This window comes from Mycobacterium sp. NPDC050551 (assembly GCF_040674075.1).
In the GTDB taxonomy this organism is placed as follows: domain Bacteria; phylum Actinomycetota; class Actinomycetes; order Mycobacteriales; family Mycobacteriaceae; genus Mycobacterium.
The window spans coordinates 286,210-311,348 of sequence record NZ_JBFARC010000001.1; the positions used below are offsets into that span (position 1 = coordinate 286,210).

The 25,139-nt window shown below is 69.0% G+C and carries 23 protein-coding genes; 12 read left to right on the plus strand and 11 right to left on the minus strand.

What is annotated here, in order from left to right; translation table 11 throughout:
• Nucleotides 1-20: 20 nt before the first annotated feature.
• The gene (locus tag AB0K11_RS01435; protein ID WP_364971599.1) at nt 21-443 is read right to left on the minus strand and encodes a hypothetical protein; all 423 of its coding nucleotides are present in this window, start codon (nt 441-443) and stop codon (nt 21-23) included.
• A 35-nt stretch (nt 444-478) separates the two neighbouring features.
• On the opposite strand from AB0K11_RS01435, the gene AB0K11_RS01440 reads away from it, so the two are divergent.
• Nucleotides 479-697 (plus strand): hypothetical protein, encoded by a 219-nt coding sequence (locus AB0K11_RS01440; RefSeq protein ID WP_364971600.1) that lies wholly within the window; start codon nt 479-481, stop codon nt 695-697.
• 2 nt (nt 698-699) lie between these two features.
• Here the strand turns inward: AB0K11_RS01440 and AB0K11_RS01445 are convergent, their stop codons facing one another.
• The 4 genes from AB0K11_RS01445 to AB0K11_RS01460 all read right to left on the minus strand — a co-directional run bounded on the left by AB0K11_RS01445 (nt 700) and on the right by AB0K11_RS01460 (nt 4,728).
• Complete coding sequence (locus AB0K11_RS01445; RefSeq protein ID WP_364971601.1) at nt 700-1,395, minus strand: proteasome protein; 696 nt, start codon at nt 1,393-1,395, stop codon at nt 700-702.
• Nucleotides 1,396-1,413: 18 nt separating this feature from the next.
• Nucleotides 1,414-2,082, minus strand: a complete 669-nt coding sequence (locus AB0K11_RS01450; protein WP_364971602.1) for a TetR/AcrR family transcriptional regulator — start codon at nt 2,080-2,082, stop codon at nt 1,414-1,416.
• A 46-nt stretch (nt 2,083-2,128) separates the two neighbouring features.
• Nucleotides 2,129-3,649: an FAD-dependent oxidoreductase gene (locus AB0K11_RS01455; protein WP_364971604.1), complete on the minus strand. Its 1,521-nt coding sequence runs from the start codon at nt 3,647-3,649 to the stop codon at nt 2,129-2,131.
• Nucleotides 3,650-3,750: 101 nt separating this feature from the next.
• Entirely contained in the window at nt 3,751-4,728 is a 978-nt protein-coding gene (locus AB0K11_RS01460) for a LacI family DNA-binding transcriptional regulator (RefSeq protein ID WP_364971605.1), read from the minus strand.
• A 95-nt stretch (nt 4,729-4,823) separates the two neighbouring features.
• On the opposite strand from AB0K11_RS01460, the gene AB0K11_RS01465 reads away from it, so the two are divergent.
• Complete coding sequence (locus AB0K11_RS01465) at nt 4,824-5,603, plus strand: TIM barrel protein (protein WP_364971606.1); 780 nt, start codon at nt 4,824-4,826, stop codon at nt 5,601-5,603.
• Between the two features lie 28 nt (nt 5,604-5,631).
• Here the strand turns inward: AB0K11_RS01465 and AB0K11_RS01470 are convergent, their stop codons facing one another.
• From AB0K11_RS01470 to AB0K11_RS01480, 3 genes are all read right to left on the minus strand, one after another.
• Complete coding sequence (locus AB0K11_RS01470; protein WP_364971607.1) at nt 5,632-8,514, minus strand: MMPL family transporter; 2,883 nt, start codon at nt 8,512-8,514, stop codon at nt 5,632-5,634.
• Nucleotides 8,515-8,677: 163 nt separating this feature from the next.
• Entirely contained in the window at nt 8,678-9,922 is a 1,245-nt protein-coding gene (locus tag AB0K11_RS01475; protein ID WP_364971609.1) for a peptidoglycan DD-metalloendopeptidase family protein, read from the minus strand.
• A gap of 72 nt (nt 9,923-9,994) precedes the next feature.
• Complete coding sequence (locus AB0K11_RS01480; protein ID WP_364971610.1) at nt 9,995-11,176, minus strand: acyl-CoA dehydrogenase family protein; 1,182 nt, start codon at nt 11,174-11,176, stop codon at nt 9,995-9,997.
• A 90-nt stretch (nt 11,177-11,266) separates the two neighbouring features.
• On the opposite strand from AB0K11_RS01480, the gene AB0K11_RS01485 reads away from it, so the two are divergent.
• The gene (locus tag AB0K11_RS01485) at nt 11,267-12,073 is read left to right on the plus strand and encodes an SDR family NAD(P)-dependent oxidoreductase (protein ID WP_364971612.1); all 807 of its coding nucleotides are present in this window, start codon (nt 11,267-11,269) and stop codon (nt 12,071-12,073) included.
• Nucleotides 12,074-12,086: 13 nt separating this feature from the next.
• On the opposite strand, the gene AB0K11_RS01490 is transcribed toward AB0K11_RS01485, so the two are convergent.
• Both AB0K11_RS01490 and AB0K11_RS01495 read right to left on the minus strand, forming a co-directional pair.
• Entirely contained in the window at nt 12,087-12,869 is a 783-nt protein-coding gene (locus AB0K11_RS01490) for an SDR family oxidoreductase (RefSeq protein WP_364971614.1), read from the minus strand.
• Nucleotides 12,870-12,895: 26 nt separating this feature from the next.
• Nucleotides 12,896-14,656: an amidohydrolase family protein gene (locus AB0K11_RS01495; RefSeq protein WP_364971615.1), complete on the minus strand. Its 1,761-nt coding sequence runs from the start codon at nt 14,654-14,656 to the stop codon at nt 12,896-12,898.
• A gap of 76 nt (nt 14,657-14,732) precedes the next feature.
• Here AB0K11_RS01495 and AB0K11_RS01500 point away from each other — a divergent pair, with 76 nt between their 5' ends.
• Nucleotides 14,733-15,371 carry a TetR family transcriptional regulator gene (locus tag AB0K11_RS01500; protein WP_364971616.1) on the plus strand — a complete coding sequence of 213 codons (639 nt, stop codon included), beginning with the start codon at nt 14,733-14,735 and terminating at the stop codon, nt 15,369-15,371.
• A 7-nt stretch (nt 15,372-15,378) separates the two neighbouring features.
• Here AB0K11_RS01500 and AB0K11_RS01505 read toward each other — a convergent pair whose 3' ends face one another.
• Nucleotides 15,379-16,137: an alpha/beta fold hydrolase gene (locus tag AB0K11_RS01505; protein WP_364971617.1), complete on the minus strand. Its 759-nt coding sequence runs from the start codon at nt 16,135-16,137 to the stop codon at nt 15,379-15,381.
• Between the two features lie 262 nt (nt 16,138-16,399).
• Between AB0K11_RS01505 and AB0K11_RS01510 the strand changes: the two genes are divergently transcribed.
• The 8 genes from AB0K11_RS01510 (at nt 16,400) to AB0K11_RS01545 (ending at nt 24,989) form a co-directional block, all read left to right on the plus strand.
• Entirely contained in the window at nt 16,400-17,818 is a 1,419-nt protein-coding gene (locus tag AB0K11_RS01510) for a DUF4185 domain-containing protein (RefSeq protein ID WP_364971619.1), read from the plus strand.
• 118 nt (nt 17,819-17,936) lie between these two features.
• Nucleotides 17,937-19,007: a GGDEF domain-containing protein gene (locus tag AB0K11_RS01515; RefSeq protein WP_364971620.1), complete on the plus strand. Its 1,071-nt coding sequence runs from the start codon at nt 17,937-17,939 to the stop codon at nt 19,005-19,007.
• A gap of 22 nt (nt 19,008-19,029) precedes the next feature.
• Nucleotides 19,030-19,479 carry a universal stress protein gene (locus AB0K11_RS01520; RefSeq protein ID WP_364971621.1) on the plus strand — a complete coding sequence of 150 codons (450 nt, stop codon included), beginning with the start codon at nt 19,030-19,032 and terminating at the stop codon, nt 19,477-19,479.
• Between the two features lie 118 nt (nt 19,480-19,597).
• Nucleotides 19,598-20,035 carry a hypothetical protein gene (locus tag AB0K11_RS01525; RefSeq protein WP_364971622.1) on the plus strand — a complete coding sequence of 146 codons (438 nt, stop codon included), beginning with the start codon at nt 19,598-19,600 and terminating at the stop codon, nt 20,033-20,035.
• Between the two features lie 168 nt (nt 20,036-20,203).
• Complete coding sequence (locus AB0K11_RS01530; protein ID WP_364971623.1) at nt 20,204-20,956, plus strand: CDP-alcohol phosphatidyltransferase family protein; 753 nt, start codon at nt 20,204-20,206, stop codon at nt 20,954-20,956.
• A gap of 131 nt (nt 20,957-21,087) precedes the next feature.
• On the plus strand, nt 21,088-21,762 hold the full coding sequence (locus AB0K11_RS01535; RefSeq protein WP_364971625.1) for a lysophospholipid acyltransferase family protein: 675 nt from the start codon (nt 21,088-21,090) through the stop codon (nt 21,760-21,762).
• A 12-nt stretch (nt 21,763-21,774) separates the two neighbouring features.
• The gene (locus tag AB0K11_RS01540) at nt 21,775-22,683 is read left to right on the plus strand and encodes a phosphatidate cytidylyltransferase (RefSeq protein ID WP_364971627.1); all 909 of its coding nucleotides are present in this window, start codon (nt 21,775-21,777) and stop codon (nt 22,681-22,683) included.
• Nucleotides 22,684-22,691: 8 nt separating this feature from the next.
• A complete protein-coding gene (locus AB0K11_RS01545) occupies nt 22,692-24,989 on the plus strand; it encodes an ATP-binding cassette domain-containing protein (protein WP_364971629.1) in 2,298 nt (765 codons plus the stop codon).
• Nucleotides 24,990-25,139: the final 150 nt, after the last annotated feature.

The following is a 25,139-nucleotide window of genomic DNA, read 5'->3' on the forward strand; positions in this document are numbered from 1 at the left end:
ACCTAAAGCCGTCGGCGGGTTCACGCCAGCAGTGTCGCGCCCGCGGTGAGCAGTGCCGCGACCTTGCCGATCTCCAGGCCGATGTAGAACCAGTGCGCCCGCGATCGCGGGCCGTCTCCGCCCGCCAGCACCGCGTCGGAGCGCCGGGTCAGCGCAGGCCGTATCACCAGCACCTGCGCCAGCAGCGCCCCCACGGCAACAGCGACCGCGAACGCCGGGAGGATCGACGGGCGGTCGAACGCGAACGACGCCGTGACGACGGCGCTCAGCGCGAGTTCGCACACATTGAGGGCCCGGAACACCAGCCGGCCGATGCCCAGTCCGACCTGCAGCGTGACGCCCGGGGCGCGAAACTTGAGCGGCGCCTCGAGGAAGGAGATCGCCAGGACCATGCCGAGCCACACGAAGACCGCGGCCGCCGCGACCGCTGACGCTGCACCCACGTCAGCAGACTATGACAGCGTGTCATCGTGGAGACATGACCCACGCACCCGACGATCGAGACCGCGTGGAGGAACTGCGGCGCTGGCAGGATTCCGGCGCGGTGTGGCGGGTGGACGCCCGCACGCCGGACGCGGTGACGATCGCGCTGTTGCAGTGCGACGGCGGTGAGGAGGTCGAGCGATTCCGGTCCGACGACCCGGATCTGCTCGCGTTCATCGGCAACCGCTTCAGCAGCGAGGAGAAGGAATCCTGACCTCAGGCGAACAGGTCGTCGAGTGCGGTGCGCTCCAGCTCCTGCCAACGGCCGACATGGCGGCGCACCTCGCCGATCTCGTCGTCGTCCAGATGGTGGGCGCCGTCGGGGGTGATGCGGCAGAGGTCCATCGGACCGCCGACGCTGGGCGAGGACAGGTCGAGCGCGTCGAGCACGCGTAACGCGGCCACCACCCCGTAGTCGACGCCGCGCTCCGTCATGCGGAAGTTGGCCAGCAGCGCATAGGCCTGCTGCGCCATCGGTGCGCCGCTGCCGACCGCCTGGAACCCGATGTCCTCGTAGTGACCGACGAGCCCGTGCGGGTCGACGTCGACGATGAACGGGTTCTCACCGGCGTAGCCCGCCGCCAGGACGTAGGTGGCGGGAGTCGCACCGGGTTTGGCCTCGGGCACGTCGGAGATGAAGTTCGCGTAGTGGTGCTTGAAGATCGGCAGCACCCGTTCCTGGACGGCCCGGCCGACGTCCTGCGCCTCGACCACCGCGTCGGGTTCGGCGTCGAACAGCCGCTGGATGTCGTGGAGCACCGCACGCGAGCCACTGCCGCCCCAGGCGGCGTGCGAACCGAGCGGGTGCAGTTTCTGCGCCGGGTAGGACAGTCCGCGACCGGGATCGGTGATCTGCGAATCGGAGGCGAGCACCAGGCCGTCGGCGCAGCGCAGGGCGAGGACGACGGTCACGGCACCAACGATAGAGACTCAGCCGAGCCGTGCGGGCTCGTCGCGCCGATCTTCACTGGTGCTGGTGAACAGATCGCCGCTGACCAGCGCCATCAGCGCATCGGTCTGCGCCTGGCGGCGACCGTGGTCTCCGACCGCACCGACGCGGAACGCCATGCCGCTCAGCACCGCGTGCAGCGCGTCGACCACCGACGCGAGGTCGACGTCGGCCCGCAGCTCGCCGTCCTCCATCGCGGTGGCCACCGATGCGGACAGGAAGTCCCGCAGCGCCGAGGCGACGTCCCAGCCGTCGGCGCGCAGTTCGGGGTGCCGCTGACAGTCCAGTTCGGCGACGGTGAGGAAGCCCGTGGCGGCGCGCACGTCGGGGTCGGTGTCGGCGGAGATCATGAGCGTTCTCAACCGGTCGCGCAGGCTCCGCTCACCCGCCGCCTCGCCGATGGCCCGCCCGAGGATCGCGAGATTGGCCTCGACCACGGTGCGGAAGAGTTCCCGCTTACTGGTGAAGTGGTAGTTGATCGCGGGGCGGGTGAGACCCGCGTGCGTCGCGATCTTCATGTTGGTGGTGCCCTCGTAGCCGAGCTCACGGAAGACGTCGCGCGCCGAGCGCAGAATGCCCTCGCGGGTGTCGGTGCTGTCCGAGGCGCGGGGCCGGCCGCGAAGACGTGGCTGTCTTACTTCGGTGTACACAACAGTTCTTCGTCACCGTGCGGCGACCGGATGGATGTGATCTGACTCACATGGCTGCGTGGCCGTCGGCATCCGCCGGCTGGTCGTGACGCAGCGGCCCGCATCGGATGTCGAAGCGTTCGCGGACGGTGTCCAGCGTGCGACGCTGATGCTCGCGTTCGCGGCGGTGGGTCAGCATGAACTCGACCATTCGGACCAGCCTGCGGTGCGGCGGATAGTGCCGGTCGAAGTCGAGACCACAGTCGGTGAACACCTTGAACGGGACCCGGTCGGCGATCAGGCCCAGGTTGTACTGCGCCACTGTGAGCACCGCGTACGGGAACGCCGTCCGCGACCGGTGCACCATCTCCTGGAAGTCGAACTCATAGAGCGGCGTCTCGTCGAACTTGTCGAGCATCAGCAGATGGGTCATGAAGTAGCCCATATAGGTACTCAGGTGCAGGGTGGCCGACCGCGTCTGAATGGAGACGACCGAGCCCCCGGGCGATACGTACGGTTCGTAGGGATGATCGCTGCCGGTGACGTAGCCCGTGCAGTTCACGATCCAGGATCCGGCAGGCACCGTCGTGGTGTCACCGCTACGGAACTGCAACTCGACGCCGCCGTCCCGGTCGACCGCGTCGACGAGGTAGTCCATCGCGACCCGGTTCAGCCCGTTCCTGATCGTGCGACTTTCGTCTTCGGACAGCACACCCAACAGGAAGCTGGCAGCGTCCGGAGTGACCCAGGTGCCGATCATCCCGCGTTGCCAGCGCCACACCTCGTCCTCGTTGGTGCCGTCGAACCGCCGGCACGCCTCACCGGCGAACGAACTGACCGGCGTGCCCCCGTACCAACGCCGCAATCCGTCCGGGAAGGCGCGATCCCGGATGGTGAACAGCGTGCCGCGGCCGGCGACCAGGTTGACCTCACGCCCGGGGCGCGCCGTGATCAAGGCATGCGCGGTGTCCATCGCCGTCTTGCCGCCCCCGATGATCCACACGGGTGCATCGTCGGCGGCGAGGTCCCCCGTCCGCACATCGCAGGTGTCCGGCGACACCGACCGCGCCCGGGTGCTCGACAACGGCAGCGGGTCGTTCGGGGTCACCCGGAAGCCGTAGGCCTTGACCACCTTGCGGGCCTCGACCACGAGTCGCTCACCGGTCGACGAGCGACAGGTGACCTGCACGCGGCCCGGGTGTTCGTCGACCGATTCCACGTCGTGGCCGAAGAAGGTGTCGACGCGGACCGAACGGCGGATCTCGTCCAGGCAGTGCTCGAGGTGGTCGAGCACCTCGTCCTTGTTCGCGAGATACGAGCGTTCGCGTCCGAGCGTCCACTTGACGTTGCCTGCGGTGAACATGGCGTGCGGCTGGTGCAGCCGGACGTAGGGATAGGTGTCGACCCACATGCCGCCGACCCGTCCGCGCCGGTCGACGAGAATTATCCGCTGGTCGCGGGACAGGTGGCGGCTGGCCGCGAACGCGGCGTTGAGCCCGGCGACTCCCGCTCCGACGATGCAGACGTCGCAACGCTGCACCGATGTCGAGCTCGCCGGTCCGGTCATCTCTGAAGCGGTCATGCGCATCCCCCTCGAACCGTCCCATTATCGGACGGGACCCGACCAAGATCACGCTTTTCGCGCTACGCCTCAGCCGGCGGTTGCAGGCGCAAGCAACTGTGGCGCGTTCAACGTGGCGGCGCCGTCGTGCCGCGGACGATCAACCGCGGTGCCATCACGTCGTCGCCCACGTGCGGCTGCGCGGCGTCCAGGCGGGCGACCAACCGGGACACGGCGAGGTCGGCGAGGCGGGCGGTGTCCTGTCCGACGGTGGTCAGGTCGATGTGGGAGAACCCCGCCAGCGGGCTGTCGTCGAATCCGATGACGGACACGGCCTCGGGCACCGCGATGCCCGCCCGGATGAGTACGTCGAGCACGCCGAGCGCGCAGCGGTCGTTGAATGCGAACACCGCCGTGGGCAGCGTGTCCGATGCCACCAGCGTCGCGGCGGCCGCCGCTCCCTCACGCTCGGTCAGCCCCCCGGGCACCACGGTCGCCGACATCCCGCGACGACGGGCGGCCGTGCGGAATCCCCGCCGTCGGTCCGCGGCGCCGGGTGCACGGGCGCCGTCGACGTGCACGGCGGCCAGGTGGCCGAGATCGGCCAGATGGTCCACAGCGATTGCCGCTCCCCCGGCGTCGTCGCTGCGAACTGAGGCCACGCCGCGCACCCGGCGGGCGACCGACACCACCGGGATGTCGAGCGCGGTCAGCTCCGATGTGGACAACTCGGTGCCGATGAGTACGAGCCCCTCGCAGCGGTCGTCGAGAAGCGTCTGCACCGCGCGTGTCTCGTCGCGGTGCGGCGTCACACAGCTGAGCAGTACGTCGTATCCCTGCTCCTCGGCGGCCCGGTACACACCGTCGACGAGGCCGGCGTGGAATTCCTGGCCGGCGGTGAAGACGAGGCCGAGCAGCCGGGTGCGCTGCGAACGCAGCAGCCGTGCGCGCGAATCGGGCCGGTAACCGATCTCCTCGGCCGCCTTGCGCACGCGGGCCCGGGTGGCCGCGCTGGCGCCCGGGACGTCGCGCATGACGATCGAGACGAGCGCCCGGGACACCCCGGCTCGGACGGCGACGTCCTGCAGGGTGGTTCTGCGCTGCATGTCAGACAGCCTAGAACGTTCTAGTACCGCTCTTGACCGACACGCGCGCGAACCGGTTTACTAGTGCGGCCTAGAACGTTCTAGTAAGGAGTCCGATGAGCCCGTTCGACCTTGCCGTCTGCGCGGAGATGGTGTTCGTCGATCTCGACATCGCCGACCGGGTGCGCCGCATCGACGAGCTCGGTTTCGCCGTCGAGATCTGGAGCTTCGACGACAAGGACCTCGACGCACTGGCGGCGACGGGTGCGCGGTTCTCCTCGATGACGGGGTATCTGAACGGCGACCTGTGGGACGCCGACGGGGCGGCAGAGGTGGTGCGCACCGCCGAGCAGGCCGTGAAAGCCGCTGCGGTGTTGGGTGTCCCGCGGCTGGTGGTACATCCGGGTCAGCTCGTCGCAGGACAGGCCGCCCGCCCGCGTCACCGTGTCGACGGCACGATGTGGGCGTCGGCGCTGCGCGGTCTCGAGGGACTCGGCCAACTCGGCGCCACGGCCGGTGTGACCTTCTGCCTGGAGAATCTGAACACGATCGTCGACCACCCGGGCGTGCCGTTGGCGCGCGCGAAGGACACGCTGGCGCTGGTCGAGGGCGTCGGCCATCCGCATGTGAAGATGATGCTCGACCTCTACCACGCGCAGATCGGCGAGGGGAATCTCATCGACCTGGTGCGCCGGTGCGGCGACGCCATCGGTGAGATCCAGGTGGCCGACGTGCCCGGTCGCTGCGAACCGGGAACGGGTGAGATCAACTACCGCGCGGTCGCAACCGCACTGCGCGACAGCGGGTATCGCGGTCCTGTCGGCATGGAGGCCTACCCCGCAGGAGACGATGTCACGGCGCTGGAGTCGTTCCGCTCGGCGTTCACGCTCGAGTGACCCGGCCGGTCCGGAAGCAACTGGTCCGTCAGACGCCGGAGGTCTGCCGCATCGACTCGAGCCGGCGTCGCGACGCCGGCGTCTGCACGCGCTGAGGCCACCAGAACCATCGGCCGAGCAGCGCCGCGATGGACGGCGTCATGAACGACCGGACGATCAGGGTGTCGAACAGCAGCCCGAGCGCGATGGTGCTGCCGACCTGCGCGATGCTGAGCAGATCGCCGAACACGAACGACGCCATGGTCGCTGCGAAGACCAGCCCCGCCGAGGTCACCACCGAACCGGAGCCGGCCATCGCCCGGATGATCGCGACCTTGAATCCGTGGTGGAGTTCTTCCTTGAAGCGGGAGACGAGCAACAGGTTGTAGTCAGAACCCACCGCCAACAGCAGGATCACCGACATCACCAGCACGATCCAGTGCAGGCGGATACCCAGGATGTGCTGCCAGACGAGGACGGACAGCCCGAACGAGGTGCCGAGTGAGAGCAGCACCGTGCCCACGATGACGGCCGACGCCACAACGCTGCGGGTGATGATCAGCATGATGATGAAAATCAGTGCCACCGCCGACAATCCGGCGATCAGCAGGTCGTAGTTGGAGCCGTCGCGCATGTCCTTGTAGGTGGCCGCCGTGCCGCCGAGATAGATCCGCGATCCCTCCAGCGGGGTGCCCTTGATGGCCTCCTTCGCCGCCAGCTTGATCGCGTCGATGTGCTCGATGCCCTCCGGCGTGGCGGGGTCGCCCTCGTGCTCGATGGTGAACCGCACCGACTTCCCGTCGGGCGAGATGAAATTCTCCATCCCCTTCTTGAAGTCGGCGTTGTCGAACACCTCGGGCGGCAGATAGAAGGAGTCGTCGTTGCGGGACTTGTCGAACGCGTCTCCCATCGCGTTCGACTTGTCCTGCATCGCCGACTGCTGATCCTGCTGACCCTTCTGCGACGCATGCATCGTCAGCATCATGGTCTTCATCGACTTCATCGTCTCGATCTGCTGGGGCATCAGCGAGATCAGTTGCGGCATCAGTGAATCGAGCCGCTCCAGCTCGGGCACCAACGCCTGGATGTCGTCCGTCAGAGTGTCGATGCCGTCGAGGGTGTCGAAGACCGACCGCATCGACCAGCACAGCGGGATGTCGTAGCAGTGCGGTTCCCAGTACAGGTAGTTGCGCAGCGGCCGGAAGAAATCGTCGAAATCGGCGATGTGGTCCCGGAGTTCGGCGATGTCGATCGTCATGTTCTTGGTCTTGGCCACCATCGAGTGGGTGACCTCGGACATCTGGCCCATCAGAGCCGACATCCGCTCCATGGTGTCGATCGTGCTCTGCATCTCGTCGGCCTGCACCAGCATGTCGGACATCCGGTCCTGCATGTACTTCTCGTTCATCTGCTGATTCGTGCCCTGCATGCTGAGCAGGAACGGGATCGTCGAGTGCTCGATCGGCTTCCCGTCGGGGCGGGTGATGGCCTGCACCCTGGCGACCCCCGGCACGTGGAAGATGCCCTTGGCGATCTTGTCGATGACGAGGAAGTCGGCGGAGTTCCGCAGGTCGTGGTCGCTCTCGACCATCAGGAGTTCCGGGTTCATCCGGGCGGCGTCGAAGTGCCGGTCGGCGACGTCGTAGCCGATGTTGGCGGGGGTGTCGGCCGGCAGGAAGTGGCGTCCGTCGTAGTCGACCTTGTAGCCGGCCAGCGCCAGCAGCCCGACCAGCGACAGGGCGATCGTCGCGACCAGAACCGGTCCCGGCCAACGCACCACCACGACGCCCACCCGGCGCCACCCGCGGGAGTTGATCGCGCGCTTGGGTTCGAACAGGCCGAACCGGCTGCCCACCACGATCACCGCGGGGCCCAGCGTCAGCGCGGCGATGACGGCGACGAGGATGCCGACCGCGCACGGCACCGCCATCGTCTGGAACCACGGCAGTCGGGTGAACTTGAGGCACAGCAGTGCACCGGCGATCGTGAGACCCGAGCCGAGCACCACATGGGCGGTGCCGTGGAACATCGTGTAGTACGCGGTCTCCCGGTCCTCGCCGTCTCCCCGGGCCTCCTGATAGCGGCCGATCAGGAAGATCGCGTAGTCGGTTCCTGCGGCGATGGCGATCAGCGTCAACAGGCTGGTGGCGAAGGTGGACAGGCCGATGACCCCGGTGTTGCCGAGGAAGGCGACGATCCCGCGGGAGGCGCCGAGTTCGATGAACACCATGAACAGGATCAGCACCATGGTGGCGATCGACCGGTAGACGATCAGCAGCATCACGGCGATGACGACGAGCGTGACCACCGTCGCCTTCATCGCTCCCTTGTCGCCGGCGACGCGCTGGTCGGCGTTCAGCGCCGCGCCTCCGGTGGCGTAGGCCTTCACACCGGGCGGGGCCGGAATCTCGGCGATGATGTCGCGTACGGCGGCGACCGATTCGTTGGCCAGCGTCTCGCCCATGTTGCCGCGCAGGTAGAGCTGTACGTAGGCGGATTTGCCGTCGGCACTCTGGGCGCCCGAGGCGGTCAGCGGATCGCTCCAGAAGTCCGCGACGTGCTCGATGTGCGCAGGGTCGGCCCGGAACTTCTTGATCAGCTCGTCGTAGTAGTGGTGTGCGTCGGCGCCGAGGGGCTGCTCGCCCTCCAGGATCACCATCGCGTTGCTGTCGGAGTCGAACTCCTCGAAGTTCGCCCCCACCCGCTGCATGGCGATGAACGCCGGCGCGTCGTGGGCGTTCATCGAAACGGTGTGGGCCTCGCCCACCTTCTCCAGCGACGGCACGAAGACGTTCGTCACGACGGTGAGCGCCACCCAGCCCAGCAGGATCGGCACCGCGAGGATCCGGATGGCGTGCGCGATCTTCGATCGCTGCGCCGGCGGCGAGCCGGCCGAACCGGTCCGCTCCACCGCGGGCAGCCTGCCGCTCATCCCAGCGTCCCCACTTCGCCCCCTCGATCAGGCCACACCCGGCCCGCTGGGGACCGTTCGCGTGACACAGACAGTCACGCGTGTCATATATCTAGCCTGTCAAACTGACCACTGTCAATCTGAGAGTTGCCAGCATCTTCACAGGTCGAGGCCGCGAGATCTCTCAGGATCCGAAGTCGACGATGTTCTGGTCGAGGATCAGCTGATCGGTGTGCTCAGCGCGTTCGACGCCCGGCACGGTGACCAGCGGAACGCCCTCACCCTCGGCGGCGTCGAAGTCCTTGGTACTGGCCACCTGCCCGGACAGCGAGTACCGGTCGTAGAGGTAGGGCAACCCCTGCGCTGCGAGCGGCGAGGGCCCATCCATCACGTGCAGGTGGAGGTGCGGCGCGACCGAATTGCCGGTGTTCCCGACGAGACCGATCACATCGCCACGGGCCACCCGCTCCCCGACCTCGGGCCGGACGCTGCCCGGCTGCATGTGCGCGTAGTTGACGTAGAAGCCGTCACCGATGTCCAGCACCACGAAATTGCCGTCGGCCTCCTCGATCGGGATCCCGGACGGGTACACGCCGGGCGTCTGTTCCGGTAGGTCGTTGCGGGTGCCGACCACGGTGCCGTCGGCGACGGCCAGCACCTCCTCGCCGTAGATCGCGTAGCGACCAGGATCGCGCGGATTCCCGGTGAAGATCCGGTTCTGCGCGTCGGCCTGTTCGTAGTCGATCGCGTAGCGCTGCGCGAGGTACGGCCGCCCGTTGACGGGCAGCAGTGCGCGGGTGTGCCGGACGGCGTCGCAGCAGGCGTCGGCGGCGATGAACCGCTCGCCGCGCAACGGCGCCGACACCACCGGCAGTGTCCGCTCGTCGACCGCCGTGGTCGCGATCCGCTCGGTGATCCGGTTCCCGTCGGTCGGTATCGCCGCGCCGGTGACCCCCACCTCGTGCGCGAGGGTGGTGTGGGCGGTGGCGTCGTCGAGGATCAGGTGGATGAAGATCGTCGCGGCCTGACCTGGTTCCAGGTGATCGGCGCCCTCGCGGCTGCCGGCCGGCTGCATCCGGTCCCGCAGTGCGGCGGCATCGAGTTCACCCAACACAGCGCCCGTGGAATCGTCGAGCACCTTCAATCGGTCCACCGTCAGCCGCGCAGCGGTGAAATTCGTGACGGCCAGCTCGTAGACCATGTGCGTCCTGCCGTCCGAGCCGGCGAACGGAACAGGCGCGAAGGGCACCGATCCCACCAGCGGCGTGACCGCGTCAGGACGCGGCGCCGCCGCGGTGGTCTGCTGCGGGCTCTGCGGTTCGGCGGCCGGAGCGGCATCGGGGCCGGCGCAGCCGGCGGAGGCGACGATGAGGACGGCGCCCATCGCCGGCGCCAGCGATCGGCGGAGGGCGTTGCGCACGTTGTACATCCGGTCAGCCTTGCAGACGCCGGCCGGGCGGGCAGCCGAACGCGGGCAGCGCCAGGCCGATTCGTCAACGGATCACAGCGAGAAGTGGTCCTCGATGACGCCGAGCCACACCTGGGCCGCGTCGATCGCGACCTTCTCGCTGATGAAGGCGTGCTGGGTCCCGGTGTAGATGTCGCGGAATCCGCGTTCGAGGCGGCTGCCCTCCCGGATCGAGGTGGTGCCCGCCGCGAGGTGCGCCCACTCCGCCGCGGCCCTGGCGACGCCGGTGGCGTACACCGCCGCCACCCGCATGTCCGCGCGGTGCGTCGGCGTCAACTCCCCACCCGCATCGACGGCCGCCTCGGCCGTGCCGAAGGTGTCGAGCACGAGAAGGCGGGCGGCGCGCCACGCCGCGACGTGGTGGGCGAGATCCTTCTGGAAGGTGGGGCGGCTGGCGAGCGACGCCATGTCCGACATCCGGAATTTGGTGGCCGCCAGCGACTCGACGTCGTCGAGCGTGCTCTTCGCGACGCCGAGCGCCCATGCGGCGTGCCCGGCCGCCGTCACCGGCATCATCCCCATCCGGCCGGCGGCGAAGGTACCGCGCAACGGTTCCCGGGTGAACAGCCGGAACGTTCGCGACGCCGGCACGAACAGGTCGGCGACGTTGTAGTCGTAGGAGCCGGTGCCCTTGAGTCCCTGCACGTGCCACCCGTCGGTGAAAGTCACCTCCTCGCGGGGGACGACGGCCACCATGAGCTCCGGCTCGCCGTCGCGGATCCACCGCATCTCGCCGTTCTCCATCGGGATGAAGCCCGCGGCGATGTAGGCGGAATGCCCGGTGCCGGAACCGAAGTTCCACGCTCCGGTCAGCCGGTAACCGCCGTCGGTGACGATGCCCTGGCCGTTGGGCGCGAACTGCCCGCCCATCGTCACGCGGTTGGCGTTGGCCGTGAAGACCTCGGCGAAGCCCGCGTCGGGCAGATAGGCCGCCGCGGCGAACGACGACGGCAGGTTGGCGATCCCGATCCAGCCGAACGACCCGTCCTGCCAGGCCATCTCGATCCAGGTCTCGATCATCTCGGCGATCGAGGGTTCGACACCGCCCGCGGCCGCCGGATTGAACGACGTCATCAGCCCGCTGTCCCACATCGCTTCCACGACGGGTGGTGACAGTGTGCGGTCCCGCTCGCAGGCGCCCGCTTGCTCGGCGACGAGGTCCCTCATGCCTCTCGCCAGATCGACGGGGCTCAACCGCACCGGCGTCGTCGTCATCTGAACTCCTCTTCCTGGTCAGCTGTCGTGAGCGCACGGTTGTCGTACGCGTCGGTCGGGAAAGGGCGCGAACGTGCGTGCGCTCGCCGTATGTTGGCCGGTGTGAACAGATTCGAATCCAAGGGTGTCCTCGTCACCGGCGCCGCGTCGGGAATCGGGAAGGCCACCGTCGAACGGCTGCTCGCCGAGGGCGCAAGCGTCGTCGGTGTCGACATCGCCGAGCGGACCGATGTCGCGAACGACCGGTATGCCTACCGGCAGGCCGATGTGCGTGACGGTGACGCCGTCGGTGCGGCGGTGGGTGCGGTGGTGGACGCGGTCGGCCGCCTCGACGGGGTGGTGCACGCGGCGGGCGTGGCCGGTGGTGGCCCGGTCCACCTGGTGCCAGACGAGGAGTGGGACCGGGTGGTCGACGTCAACCTCAAGGGCACGTTCGTCGTCACCCGCGCCGCGCTGCGGCAGATGATCGCGCAGGACCGGGTCGGCGGCGAACGCGGTGCCCTCGTGCATCTGTCCAGCGTCGAGGGGCTGGAGGGCACTGCTGGGGGCAGCTCGTACAACGCGGCGAAGGGCGGAGTCGTGCTGCTCACCAAGAATGTCGCGATCGACTACGGGCCGAGCGGGATCCGGGCCAACGCCATCTGCCCCGGCTTCATCGAGACGCCGCTGTTCGACTCCGTGGTGGGCATGCCGGGTATGGAACAGGCCCGCGACGGGCTCCGCCACGAACACAAACTGCGCCGCTTCGGGCAGCCCCACGAGATCGCCTCCGTCGCAGCCTTTCTGCTGTCTGCAGACGCGAGCTTCGTCAGCGGACAGGCGATCGCGGTGGACGGCGGCTACACCGCGGGGCGCGACCACGGCGTCACCGAGCTGATGGGGCTGGGCGAGCAATAGCGCGCGTCGCACCTCACGTGATCCACTCCGGCTGCGGCTCGGTCTCCACCGTCGCGAAGTCCTTGTGGCCCAGCCCGGCGATGCATCCGCCGTCGACGACGAACTCCGAGCCCGTCGAGTAACTCGACTCGTCGCTGGCGAGATAGACGACGAGGTTGGACACCTCCACCGGCTCAGCGGCGCGCCCCAGCGCGGTCTGGAAGATGTCGTCGGGCACCCAGTCGGTCATCGGCGTCTTGATCAGCCCGGGATGGATCGAGTTCACCCGGATTCCGCTGGGCCCCAGTTCCAGTGCACACGACTTGGTCAGCCCGCGTACCGCGAACTTCGTGGCGGTGTACCCGTGGCAGGCGGCGGTGCCCGCCATTCCCTCGATGGACGAGATGTTGATGATCGATCCCCGGCCGGCACGCTTCATCTGCGGCGTGACGGCGCGGATCCCGAGGAACACGCCGGTCAGGTTCACATCGATGATGCGCTGCCATTCCGACAGCGGATAGTCCTCGATGAGTCCGATGTTCAGGATGCCCGCGTTGTTGACCAGGATGTCGACCGAGCCGAATTGCTCGACGGCGGTGGCCACGACGGCGTCCCAGTCATCGGGCCGCGTGACGTCGAGGTGGACGTAGCGGGCGCGCTCGCCGACATCGCGGGCGACCAGTTCGCCTTCGTCGTCGAGGATGTCGCCGAACACCACCTCGGCGCCCTCGGACACCAGCGCCCGCACGTGCGACGCACCCATCCCGCGGGCTCCACCACTGACCACGGCGACCTTGCCGGCCAGACGTCCTGCCATCTATTCCTCCTGTTTCTCAGTCGTGTTCAACGTGCGCCCCGCACCAGCCGGCCGGGGCGGGCCCCGGTGTCGGCACCGTCACGCCGGGTCACCACGCCGCTGACGACGGTGGCGCGGTATCCGGACGCGCCCTGCACGAGCCGGTGCCCGCCTGCGGGCAGGTCGTAGGCCATCCTCGGCGCGTGCAACGTGAGCGCGTTCATGTCGATCACGTTCAAGTCGGCCTTCTTCCCGACCTGGATGACGCCGCGGTCGGTGAGCCCGAAAAGTGCTGCGGTGTCGTGGGACTGCTTGCGCACGACGTACTCCAGCGGCAGCCGCTCCCCGCGGTGACGATCGCGCGCCCAGTGCGTCAGCAGGAAGGTCGGATAGGACGCATCGCAGATCATGCTGCAGTGCGCACCGCCGTCGGACAGTCCCAGGACGCCTGCGGGATGGGTCATCATCTCGCGGATCGCGTCGTGGTTGCCGTCGGAGTAGTTGAACATCGGCAGCATCAGCATCGTGGCGGCATCGCCCTCGAGCATCAGGTCGTACATGGTGGTCAGCACGTCCTCGCCGCGGTCGCGGGCGATCGCGGCGACCGTCCGGTCGGCGGTCGGCTCGTAGTCGGGCGGCTCCCCGATGGCGTACAGCCGGTCCGCTGAGTACTGCGCCAGGGCGAACATGCCGTCGAACAACACGTCCGGATTGATCGGCAGATCCTCTTCGGCCAGGATCGCCGCGCGCACAGCGGGTTCGGCCAACCGGGCAGCCAGCTCCTCGCGCGTGCACTGGGCCTCGAGCCGCCGGTAGGTCGGCCGGTGGGTGAAGGCATGGTGGCCGGGGAACCCGAGGAGCATCCCGAACGGCCGGGCGGCGACCTGCGGGTGCAGCCGGCTGCCCGCCTCGTGCGCGGCCGCCGACATGTCGAGTTGCTCACGCCACAGGTTGGGGTCGGCGTCGACCTGGATGAGCGCGAAGCTCAGCGCGCAGTCGATCTCGCCGCCGAGGCGCCGCATCCACTCGAGTTCCTTCTTGGGCGCGACGATGTCCTCGCCGGCTGCCCCCTGCGGCGCCAGTTCGAACACCGCTCCGCCGCCGGCCGCCATCGCCCGGCCGAGCGCGAAGAGTTCGTCCTCGGCCGCAAACGTGCCGGGCACCGGCTCACCGTCCATGGCGCGGTGGGCCAGCGTTCGCGACGACGAGAAGCCCAGCGCCCCCGCCTCGGCCGCCTCCCGCACCAGCCGGCTCATCGCCGCGATGTCCTCAGGTGTGGCGGCCTCGTTGCGGGCGCCGCGTTCGCCCATCGCGTAGGCGCGCACGGTGCCGTGTGCGACCTGGCTGCCGACGTCGACCGCCAGTTCGCGCCTGCCGATGACGTCGAGGTACTCGGCGTAGCTCTCCCAGCCCCACGTGATGCCCTCGGTGAGCGCCGACCCCGGGATGTCCTCGACGCCTTCCATCAATTCGATGAGCCACTGCTCCTGGCCCGGGCGCACGGGTGCGAACCCGACACCGCAGTTGCCGGCGACGACCGTGGTCACGCCGTGATTGCTCGACGGCTCCAGCAGGCTGTCCCAGGTGACCTGACCGTCGTAGTGGGTGTGGATGTCCACGAACCCGGGGGCGACGACGGTTCCCGTCGCGTCGATGGTCTCGGCCGCCTCGCCTGCCAGCGTCGGGTCGTTGGGACCGCGGCGGCGAACCTCGACAATCTTGCCGTCACGGACGGCCACATCCGCCAGATAGCGGTCTGCGCCCGTGCCGTCCACCACGGTTCCACCGGTGATCTTGAGGTCGAACACGAATCACTCCCTCACGAGGCTGCCAGCCGTTACCGTGGCGAATGTAACACCGTTACAGAGCGGGGAAAGGCGAATCGTGGCGGACAAGAAACGGGAATCGGTCAACGCCGACGCGATCCTCGACGCCGCCGCGCACCTCATCGAATTGCACGGCGTCGGGGCGTTCACCATGCGCAGCCTCGCCGAGGCGCTGGGAGTCGCGGTCACGTCGATCTACTGGCACGTCGGCGGCAGGGACAAGGTGTTCGACAGCCTGGTGGAGGGACTGCTGGGCCAGATGGCGAACCTGCCGACAGAGGGTCGGAGTCCGGTCGATCGCATTGCCTCCCTTGCCCGTTCGCAACGCCGGGTACTCATCGAGCGCCAGCATCTCCTGAGCATCGCCCATGAGCGCGACCGCACGCCCGCACTGTTCCTGCCGGTGCAGCAGACGCTCGCAGCGCAGCTGGCCGAACTGGGCGTGACCGGGGCGGACGCGGCCCTGGTGCTGCGTGCGATCCAGGTCCACGTCATCTCCTCGGCGGTCATGCAGTTCTCCGCCGTGCGTGGGGCCAAGCACGACGAAGAGGACCCGTCGCTGTGGACCGACGACTGGCCGGACCGGGCGCTCGTCGAGGCGTTGCAGTCACCCACTGACTACGACGCGGTATTCGAATACGGGCTCGACGCGCTGCTGGCACCGCTGCGCGCAGGCGCCGCGGCCACCGGTCGGTGAGCCGGCCTCAATTCGGGGTCAGCGGTCCAACCGGTCGCGTGGCGGTCGCCGCGACCAGCAGTTGCGCCAGGTCGCCCGGCCGACTGAGGAACGGCGAGTGCGACGCGTCGATGGTCAGCGGTTCGACGCCGAGGCGGTGCGCGACGGTGTCGGCCAGCCAGCGCGGCATGGCCCGATCCTGTTCGCAGCGAATGAAACTGCGCGGCAGGTCGGCCGCCCAGAAATCAGGCGTCGACACCGGGGCGACCGTCGTCTCACCGAACCGTTCCGGGCCCAGCCGGTCGAAGGCCCATCGCGCCGTCGGCTCGTCGCAGTCGTGGTAGAAGTACTTCCACGCACCCTCGAAGTCCGCGAACGTCATCGCGCCGTCCTCGTCGAAGTGCAGGTAGCTCAACATCTCTCCGACATCGCCGTCGAGATCGCCGTCCTCGGCATTGGTCATCGTCATGGCCTCGGTGTAACTGCGGCCCTCGCGCGGCAGGGCGGCAGCGAGGTAGATGACGTGGCTGACCTTGTCCGGCACCGAGTCGACACCCAGCGTGGCGTCGAATCCTCCGCCGGAGTGGCCGACCACGACGTCGCCGCGCTCGATGACCGTCGCGACCGCCTCGCGGCGATTCGCCAGCGTGGACTCCTCGTCGACGCGCGAGCCGTGGCCGGGCAGATCCACGGCCACGGCATCATGGCCGAGCGCACGGAGTTTGTCTATGGTGTGCGTCCAACACCATGCGGCGTGAAATCCCCCGTGTACGAGTACGAAACGCACGTCGTCCTCCCTTGGGTGCATCGTGCGGGTGCGCCGAGGCGGCGGGCCGAAGATTACGCGAGGCGGTCCGTCGGTGGTGAGCTTTCGGGGCCAGGTCGCGACACGGTCACGGATGCGCATCCATTGGCCCTCGAGTGCCAGTAGTCGTCACTCCAGTCACTATCGTCACAGTGTCTACTGCTGACGTCATCGCGGCGTCCCGCCCCTCGAGAGGTGTGACATGTCGCTGCGTCGTCGATTGTCCACGGTGTCAACCGCATCCATGGCGTCCGCAGCCGTCGTCGGACTGACACTGGCGATCGGCGTCGCCCCGACCGCGTCCGCCGAACCCTGCACCGGGGCTGCGGCGGCAGCCAAGCCGCCACCGACTCCCAGCGGCGCCGCGGCGCCCGCCCTGCCCGGCTCCGACATTCCGCCCCGGGGACACCGGCCCGCAGGCACCGATGACGACGCCCCATTGCCAAGGATGGGCCAGTTCTCCCGGGCGATGCTCGACGCGGTGTCGCCCCAGCCCGGCCGGCTCGAGCAGCAGGCGCGAGCGGTGCCTGCGCCCGCCCCCGCACCGGGCACGGCGAATTCGCCGTCGGCGCAGACCGACACGCCGGCCCAGGCGGCCGCTCCCCCGGCACCACCACCGGCGCCACCCGGGACCTCGCTCGTGGGCTGGGTGACCGGACCGGACAGCCCGAACCAGACCGTCAACCGGTTCGCCATCACCGGTACCGACCTCGGCATCATGTGGGACAACGGCGATTCCTCGAACCGCCAGGTGCTGATGGCATTCGGCGACACCTATGGCTACTGCAGTGTCCGCGGTCAGCAATGGCGGTACAACACCCTGTTCCGCAGCCAGGACGGCGCGCTGTCGAAGACCGTGGCCGTGCCCAACGCGGGCCTGTCGAACCGGTATTCGGGCGCACCGATCTGGCCGTCGGGGATGGCCAAGCAGGTCGTCAACAGCCCGAAGTGGGCGGAGACCGAGCGTGGCATCATCCCCACCGCCGGGGTCGCGATCGGCAACACCCAGGTGATGAACCTGATGTCGATCCGCAGCTGGGACAGCGACGGCCGATGGACCACGAATTTCTCCGCGATCGCGGCGTCGTCGGACAACGGTGAGAACTGGACGGTGCACCCGGGCACGGTGAGAGCGGCGCGAGCGGACGGCGTGCCGGGCGCCCGGTTCGCGCCGGGCAACGAGAACTTCCAGCAGGGCGCATTCCTCAAGCCCGGTCCGGGTGACCCGTACCTCTACTCTTTCGGTACCCCGGCAGGCCGCGGCGGTGCGGCATACATCTCCCGGGTCGCCCAGAACCAGGTACTCGACCTCGGCAAGTACGAATACTTCAACGCGGGGCAGAACGCCTGGGCGCCGGGCAACCCCGCGGCCGCCACGCCCGTCATCCCCGGCCCGGTCTCGGAGATGTCGGCGCAGTACAACACCTACCTCAAGCAGTACCTCGTGCTGTACGGCAACGGCGCTGACGACATCGTGGCCCGGACGGCGCCGGCCCCGCAGGGCCCCTGGGGACCCGAACAACTGCTCGTCCGGTCCGCCGACATCCCTGGTGGCATCTACGCCCCCTATCTGCACCCGTGGTCGGTGGGCAAGGAGCTGTACTTCACCCTGTCGCTGTGGTCGGCGTACAACGTGATGTTGATGCGCACCGTCCTGCCGTAACCGCCTCCCGAAGTCGCCAGCAATTTGTGCGACCCTGTGCCCACGGCGCGCTTCTGCAGCTACAGTCGGTTCAAACGATGCGCTGCACCGCGCTGAGCAACGTCGCCGGAGGGTACGAGTGTCACGACTGAGGACGTGGTGGACTCAACCCGACCCGTTCGACTGGATCACGAGTTTCCTTCGGCAGCGCCGACTCCTGCGATCGGCTCAGCTCATCATGGGCGTGGTCACCACGTCCTCGGCACTGGTGCCGCTCAGTGTGCTCGCCAGTGGCCGGCCAACTATCAACGAGTCGCTTGTCTGGGGCGCCGTCACGGCTGTATTCACCGCCGGGGTCACGGCGTTGTGGTTGACGCGCTGGCCGACCCGCAGGCAGTCCGAACTCGTCTGTGTCGTGGGCGCCCTCTCGACAGCCGCCTGGAGTCTGACACAACCCAATCCCACCCTGACCGCTCTCGGCGGCGCAGGCATGGCCGTGATCGCCGGCTACATCGCGTTCTTCCACACCACGAGGCTGCTGCTGGTCAACTTCGTGCTGGCCCTCATGATCGCCGTCGCCGCTGCAGTGCGCCTCGGCCGGGACGCCGGCCTCGTCACCGCGATGGGAGCGTTCTGGCTGATCTGGTTCCTCAACGTCTCGGTGTCGATCGGCGTGTGGGCGATGTCGCGGGCCCTCGTCCGGTACGCGGCCCGGTCGGACGAGGACCCCCTGACCGGGCTGCTGAACAGGCGAGGGTTCATCGACACCCTCGACCGCCAGCTCGCCGCGATGCAGGCCACCGGCAACCGTCTGTCGCTGTTGATGATCGACCTCGACGACTTCAAGCGCATCAACGACACCGACGGCCATGCGGCGGGCGACACCGTCCTGATCGCCGTCTCCGATCTGCTCCGCTCGCACGCCCCGCCCGGTGCCGCGATCTGCCGTGCCGGTGGCGAGGAATTCCTGATCGCCGACATCTCCACCGGCTGCGACGTCTCGATGCTGGCCACGAATCTGTGCGCCGCCATCGCCGCACTGCCGCAGCGGATCACGGCCAGCATTGGTTCCACCACCGCCGAGATCACCGACGCGGACGCCTCGACGAGGCACATCGAGCACCTGATCGCCGTTGCCGACGCGGCGATGTACGCCGCGAAACGCGACGGCGGGAACCGGCCGCGGCACACTTACGCAACCATCTGCTGACACGGACAACTCTGGAGGAAACATGAGCGACTACAAGATCATCGTCGTCGGCACCGACGGCTCGGATTCGTCGTTGCGCGCGGTGGACAAAGCCGCCGCCATCGCCGCCGAGTCCGGCGCGAAGCTCATCGTCGCCACCGCGTATCTGCCTGAGCAGGAACATCATTCCGGCGAACCCGATCAACCGACCGGCGAGGGCTATCGAACCCACGGCGGTGCGCCGACGTACGCGATGCTGCGCGAGGCCAGCAACCGGGCGCGGGAGGCGGGAGCCAAGGACGTCGACGAAAGGGCCATCGTCGGCGCGCCGATCGACGTACTCGTCGACCTGGTCGCCGACGTGAACGCCGATCTGCTGGTGGTCGGCAGCGTCGGGCTCAAGTCGATCGCCGGGCGCCTGCTCGGATCCGTTCCGAGCGCGGTACGACGTCGCGCGAAGACCGAGGTGCTGGTCGTCGACACCAAGGACTGACGTCCGTCACGTTCGAGCAGCCCACGACGTCGGCGAAGTTGTGATCGGTAGGCACCAGAACCGAGTTCACTGATCGCAGGTGACGCCCCCGGCGCGCCACACGGCGTGAGGAACGACCATGAACCGAATCGCACGAATCGCGACGGCGCTCGCGATGGCCGGTGCCGCGATCGGCCTCGCCGGTCCCGCACACGCCGACGATCTCAGCGGTACCTACACCCTGCTGAGCGACCAGAGTCAGCGAGCGGTCAACGGCACGCTGAATCCGTACCCGAGTTCCTCGGCGACCTGGATCATCACGTCCTGCGGTGCGGGCTGTGCCCGTGTCGCCGCCACCACAGGGTGGACCGCCGACGCCCGACTGGTTCACGGCCGGTGGGGATTCAGCCGCGAGGCCGTGTGGTCGTGCCCCGACGGCAGGCAGCTGCCGAACACCATCGGCTACTCGTTCGATGCGGTGACCCTGACGGGCACGTCGACCGGCCGGATCCCGGCCGGCTGCGAGGGTTTCCCGGTGAACGTCGACGGCATCCGGGTCTCGCTGACCCGCAGGTAGCGACCAACGCGCAGCGCGCATCGGCCGGCTCGGTGACGAGCCGGCCGTTCCGCTGTCGCCCGTGGCTCTGACGTTCTTGGGATCGGTAGCCCCTCGCACTCGCTTGACTCATCGCATCGACGACGCCACCGAGGCGCGCACGAGCAGGCGACACGAAAGGAGCCGGCCATGAACACGTCCGTCCCCACCCACACCCCCGCCGCGGTGGCGCCACGCCGGGCCCGGATGTCCGGCCTCTACGCGCTCAAGCCGTGGTTCACCCGGCAGCTGACGCCGATCCTGGACGCCGCGGTCGATCGGCAGATCTCCCCCGACGCCTTCACCGCCGCAGGCGTTGTGGCCGCAGCGGCCGGCGGCGTCGCCGTCGCCTACGGCTGCTGGCCGCTCGCGGCGCTGTTCATGGTGCTGCGGCTGGCCGGGGCGAACCTCGACGGCGCGGTCGCCCGCGCCCGCGGCGTGAGCCGTCCGTGGGGCTTCGTCGTCAACGAGATCGGCGACCGCGCCGCGGATCTGCTGGCCTTCGCCGGCCTGGCGGTGTGGGCGGCGCGCCAGGGCGGCCCAGGGCTCGACTGGCTGTCCTGGCCGGTGCTGCAGGTGCTCCTGGCCGCACTCGCCGCGACACTGCCGACGTTCGCGTCGCTGGCGGCGGCAGCAGCCGGCGGCACCCGCCGCAACGGCGGCCCGCTCGGCAAGACCGAACGGTGCCTGCTCGTGGTGCTGGCGACCGCGTTCCCGGTCATCATGCCCGTGCTGCTGGCTCAGCTGGTGAACGGTTCACTCATCACCACGGTGCTGCGACTGCGCGCCGCGCACCGCGAACTGAAGGCGCAGCGCAGTTCCCAACCCGAGCCGGTGGCCGAGATCCTGCCCATCACCCGGCCCCTCACGGTGCCACTGGGGGTGCTGACTTCGGCGGCCTGATCAGGCGCCGGCCACCACGGCTGCCCAGACGGCGGCGACGAACCTCAGTGGAGGTCGTCGCCGCCAGTCGGCGTTGCAGCGTGCGCGATTTCTTGGGATCGGTAGCCCGCCGGGGCCGATCTACTCATGGCATGAACACGCACCGCACCGGCACGTCACTCACCTCCCGCAGCACGTCGTCGGGCGCAGGAAGCGTCCTGCGGCACTGGCTCTGGCGGACTGTGTGTGGCGTCTCGGGCGGACTGACGGTGACCGGCCGCTGGGAGGCCCGGGGCGGCTGCGTGATCGTGGCCAACCACGCGTCGCACGCCGACACCGCGGCCCTCCTCGCTGCGCTTCCGCCGACGGCCCGCCCTGTCTTCGGCGCAGCCGCTGACTACTGGTTCGACGTACCGGTGCGGCGTTTCGTCGCCACCTCGCTGGCGGGCATCCTCCCGGTCCGGCGAACCGGTGACGGTGGCTACGCCGCACTGCTGGCGGCCGCCGGGCCGGCGCTGAGGGCCGGACGCACCGTCGTGCTCTACCCCGAGGGAACGCGGTCGACCGACGGCACAATCGGCGAATTCCGCTCCGGCGCGGTGCGCTTGGCGCGCGAATGCGGCGTGCCGATCGTTCCGGTCGCCATCGCGGGCACGGCCGATGTACTGCCCAAGGACGGCCGCTACTCCCCCGCTCCGATGCGGGTGCGTCTCGGCGCGCCACTGGATCCCCACGACACGTCGGCAGCGCAACTGCGGGCACATGTGTCGGCCCTGCGGGAAGATTTCGAGGGCCGGGCCGGTGACCGATACGCGCTCGCATCCTGAGACAGGCGCCTGATGACGATCTTCGACCAGTACAGCTCATTCCTCCACCTCGATCGGCGGATGGCGCTCGACATCGACCTGGGCCCGCTGCACGTGCATCTCTTCGGCCGGTCGGTGTTCCTGATGTGGATCACGGTCGCCATCCTCGCCGCGGCCGGCATCGCAGTCCTGGTCTCCCGCAGGCCGGAGCTGATCCAGAAGTGGCGGACCTGGGTGCTGATCGCTCCCGCCGTCGGGTTGCCGGTGTGGTTCGGCCACGGCACCACCGCGGTACTGGCGGCGGTGCTCGCCGTCGTCGCGGTGATCGAATACGCGCGGCTGGTCCGGCTCGAACGGGCCGACACCTACGTCCTGCTGGCGCTGGCGGTGCTGTACCCCCTCGCTGCCTGGCTGCGCCCGACGCTGCTGCAACTGGCACCGGTCGTCCTGCTGTTGTGCGCGCTGCCCTCGGTCCTCGGCGGCGACGTCGAAAACGGCGCCAGGCGCACCGCTTTCACCGCCTTCGGGTCCGTGTGGATCTGCTGGTCGCTGTCCCATCTCGTGATGGTCCTGCCGGACACGTATCTGCTGTGCTTCGCCGTCGCGGCCACCGATGTGGCGGCCTGGTGCGGTGGAAAGGGGTTGCGCCGCATGGCCTGGGCGCGCCGGCCGCTGTCGCCGTTGAGCCCGAACAAGACGGTCGGCGGCCTCGTCGGCGCGATCATCGGCGCCTTCGTCATCCTCAGCCTGCTCGGCAGCATGTCGATCGGGCTGCTCGTCGCCGTCTCCATCGGCGGCGTCTTCGGCGACCTGCTGGAGTCGATGCTCAAGCGGCAGGCTCAGGTCAAGGACGCCGGCGACTGGCTGCCCGGATTCGGCGGCCTGCTCGACCGCATCGATTCGCTGTTGCTCGTCCTCCCACTGGCGTACTTCCTAGGATGAACGGACACATGAGCCCTTCCGCGGTACCCACGCTGACGCCCACGATCACCGTCTGCTCGGCACATGGGCGACACACCTTCGCGCCCGGACAGGACGTCGTCATCGGACGCGATGTGCGGGCCGACGTCCGCATCCCGCACCCGAAGGTGTCTCGGTCACATGTGGTCCTGCGCCATCTCGACGAGAGCTGGGTCGCCGTCGACGACACGAGCCTGCACGGCATCTATGCCGACGGGCGACGCGTGCAGTCCGTCGAGGTGCGCGGCGGCCAGACCATCCATCTCGTCGCGCCCGACGGTCCGCAGCTGCGATTCGAGCTCGGCGCACCGGCTTCTCCGGCCGACGCGGAGACCACGCGGATGTCGCGGCAGCCCGACCGGCAGGGTTCCCTCACGATCGGACGCACACCCGACAACGACATCGTGGTCCCCGATGTGTTGGCGTCACGCCACCACGCCACTCTGATCGCCACCGACCGCGGCGTGCGGCTCTCGAGCATCGACGGCCGCAACGGCACATTCGTCAACGGTGAACGCATCACCGACACTCCCCTCGCCGACGACGACATCGTGACGATCGGCAACGTCGACTTCGTCTTCACCGCGGGTGTTTTGGTGCGCCGTACTCAGCCGGCTGCCACCACCGGCGGCCTGGAGGTCAACGAGGTGAGTCTGGCGATCGAGCGCGACACCGTGCTGCTGGACCGCATCACGTTCACCGCCAGGCCGGGCACGCTGACGGCGGTGATCGGCCCGTCGGGCTCGGGCAAGTCCACGCTGGCGAAGACGATCGTCGGCGCCGGGCGGCCGACCAGCGGCACGGTGTCGTTCGAGGGGCGCGACCTGAACACCCGCTACGCGGCGTTGCGCAGCCGCATCGGCATGGTGCCGCAGGACGACATCGTGCACGGTCGGCTCACCGTCGCTCAGGCACTGGATTTCGCCGCGGAGCTCCGGATGCCCGCCGACACCGCGGCCGAGGACCGCCGGCAGGTGATCGCCGCGGTGCTCGAGGAACTCGAGCTGGCCGGCCATGCCGACACCCGAATCGACACGCTGTCGGGTGGTCAGCGCAAACGGGTGTCGGTCGCGCTCGAACTGCTGACCGGTCCGTCGCTGTTGGTGCTCGACGAGCCGACCACCGGGCTGGACCCCGCGCTGGACCGGGCGGTGATGGGAATGCTGCGCAGGCTCGCCGACGCGGGCCGGGTGATCGTGGTGGTGACCCACTCGCTGTCGTTCCTGGACGTCTGCGACCAGGTGCTGCTGCTGGCGCCGGGCGGCAAGACCGCCTTCTGCGGACCACCCGACGAGCTCGGGCCGGCAATGGGTTCGACCGACTGGGCGGACATCTTCACCGGCGTCTGCGCCGATCCCGACGGTGCGCAACGCCGGTTCCTGGCGGGTAGAGAGCTCTCGGCCGCATCCGGCGCCGTCGACGACGCGCCCATGCACCCCGTGACCGCGGCGGCGCCGTCGTTCACCGGGTTGCGCCGCCAGGTGTCGACGATCGCCCGCCGTGAGGTCCGGCTGCTGATGGCCAACCGCGGCTATCTGGTCTTCCTGGCGGTGCTGCCGTTCATCGTCGGCCTGCTGCCGCTGACAGTGGCCGGCGGCGCCGGCCTCGGCGGGCCCCCGCCGGACGGTGCGCCACCCTTCGAGGCGAAACACGTCATCGCGCTGACCAGCTTCGCCGCCATCCTGATGGGTGTCACGCTCACCGTGCGCGACCTGGTCGGTGAACGTGCGATCTTCCAGCGTGAGCAGGCTGCGGGGTTGTCCGCCTCGGCGTACCTGCTGGCCAAGATCGCGGTGTTCGGCGCGGTGGCGGTGATCCAGTCGGCGATCCTGGTTCTCGTCGTCACGGCACCCGGGTTCGGCAAGCCCGCCCCCTCGCGCGCCGTGGTCCTGGGCAGCCCGATGCTGGAGTTCTTCGCCGGCATCGCGGCGACGGCCGTCGCGGCAGCGGTGCTGGGACTGGCGGTCTCGGCGCTGGCACGGACGGGTGACCAGGTGATCGTGCTGCTGGCGGCGACCTTGATGGCGCAGCTGGTGCTCGCAGGCGGCTTCATCCCGGTGACGGGCCGGCCGCTGTTCGAGACGCTGGCCTGGATCACGCCCGGCCGGTGGGGATTCGCCGCCACCGCGTCGACCGCCGATCTGAGCTCGCTGGTCGCCGGGATCGCGGACGACCCGCACTGGCAGCACACCCCGTCGCGTTGGCTGTTCGACATGGCCATGCTGGCGGTGCTGACCGTGCTCTTCGCCGCGATCGCCCGCTGGCGGCTCCGGCTCAAGGTCGCCTAAGACCGCCGCGCGGCGCGCCGTTTGCCGCCCACGGCCCCGGGTATGGCTCAGGTGCCGGACGCTTTCTGAAACGTGTGAGCAACTCGCAGCCTCGTTGGCAGCACCCTGCGCCATTCGGCTCCGAATACCGGGCAGCCGCTGCCCACACCC

What these genes read in the sequence shown, in the direction of transcription:
- AB0K11_RS01455 (WP_364971604.1), bottom strand. Translation starts at nt 3,649, where the DNA reads ATGCGCATGACCGCTTCAGAGATGACCGGACCGGCGAGCTCGACATCG.
- AB0K11_RS01545 (WP_364971629.1), top strand. Translation starts at nt 22,692, where the DNA reads ATGAGCCCTTCCGCGGTACCCACGCTGACGCCCACGATCACCGTCTGC.
- AB0K11_RS01440 (WP_364971600.1), top strand. Translation starts at nt 479, where the DNA reads ATGACCCACGCACCCGACGATCGAGACCGCGTGGAGGAACTGCGGCGC.
- AB0K11_RS01540 (WP_364971627.1), top strand. Translation starts at nt 21,775, where the DNA reads ATGACGATCTTCGACCAGTACAGCTCATTCCTCCACCTCGATCGGCGG.
- AB0K11_RS01510 (WP_364971619.1), top strand. Translation starts at nt 16,400, where the DNA reads ATGGCGTCCGCAGCCGTCGTCGGACTGACACTGGCGATCGGCGTCGCC.
- AB0K11_RS01535 (WP_364971625.1), top strand. Translation starts at nt 21,088, where the DNA reads ATGAACACGCACCGCACCGGCACGTCACTCACCTCCCGCAGCACGTCG.
- AB0K11_RS01525 (WP_364971622.1), top strand. Translation starts at nt 19,598, where the DNA reads ATGAACCGAATCGCACGAATCGCGACGGCGCTCGCGATGGCCGGTGCC.
- AB0K11_RS01485 (WP_364971612.1), top strand. Translation starts at nt 11,267, where the DNA reads ATGTTGGCCGGTGTGAACAGATTCGAATCCAAGGGTGTCCTCGTCACC.
- AB0K11_RS01475 (WP_364971609.1), bottom strand. Translation starts at nt 9,922, where the DNA reads ATGTACAACGTGCGCAACGCCCTCCGCCGATCGCTGGCGCCGGCGATG.
- AB0K11_RS01490 (WP_364971614.1), bottom strand. Translation starts at nt 12,869, where the DNA reads ATGGCAGGACGTCTGGCCGGCAAGGTCGCCGTGGTCAGTGGTGGAGCC.
- AB0K11_RS01520 (WP_364971621.1), top strand. Translation starts at nt 19,030, where the DNA reads ATGAGCGACTACAAGATCATCGTCGTCGGCACCGACGGCTCGGATTCG.
- AB0K11_RS01530 (WP_364971623.1), top strand. Translation starts at nt 20,204, where the DNA reads ATGAACACGTCCGTCCCCACCCACACCCCCGCCGCGGTGGCGCCACGC.
- AB0K11_RS01460 (WP_364971605.1), bottom strand. Translation starts at nt 4,728, where the DNA reads ATGCAGCGCAGAACCACCCTGCAGGACGTCGCCGTCCGAGCCGGGGTG.
- AB0K11_RS01480 (WP_364971610.1), bottom strand. Translation starts at nt 11,176, where the DNA reads ATGACGACGACGCCGGTGCGGTTGAGCCCCGTCGATCTGGCGAGAGGC.
- AB0K11_RS01465 (WP_364971606.1), top strand. Translation starts at nt 4,824, where the DNA reads ATGAGCCCGTTCGACCTTGCCGTCTGCGCGGAGATGGTGTTCGTCGAT.
- AB0K11_RS01470 (WP_364971607.1), bottom strand. Translation starts at nt 8,514, where the DNA reads ATGAGCGGCAGGCTGCCCGCGGTGGAGCGGACCGGTTCGGCCGGCTCG.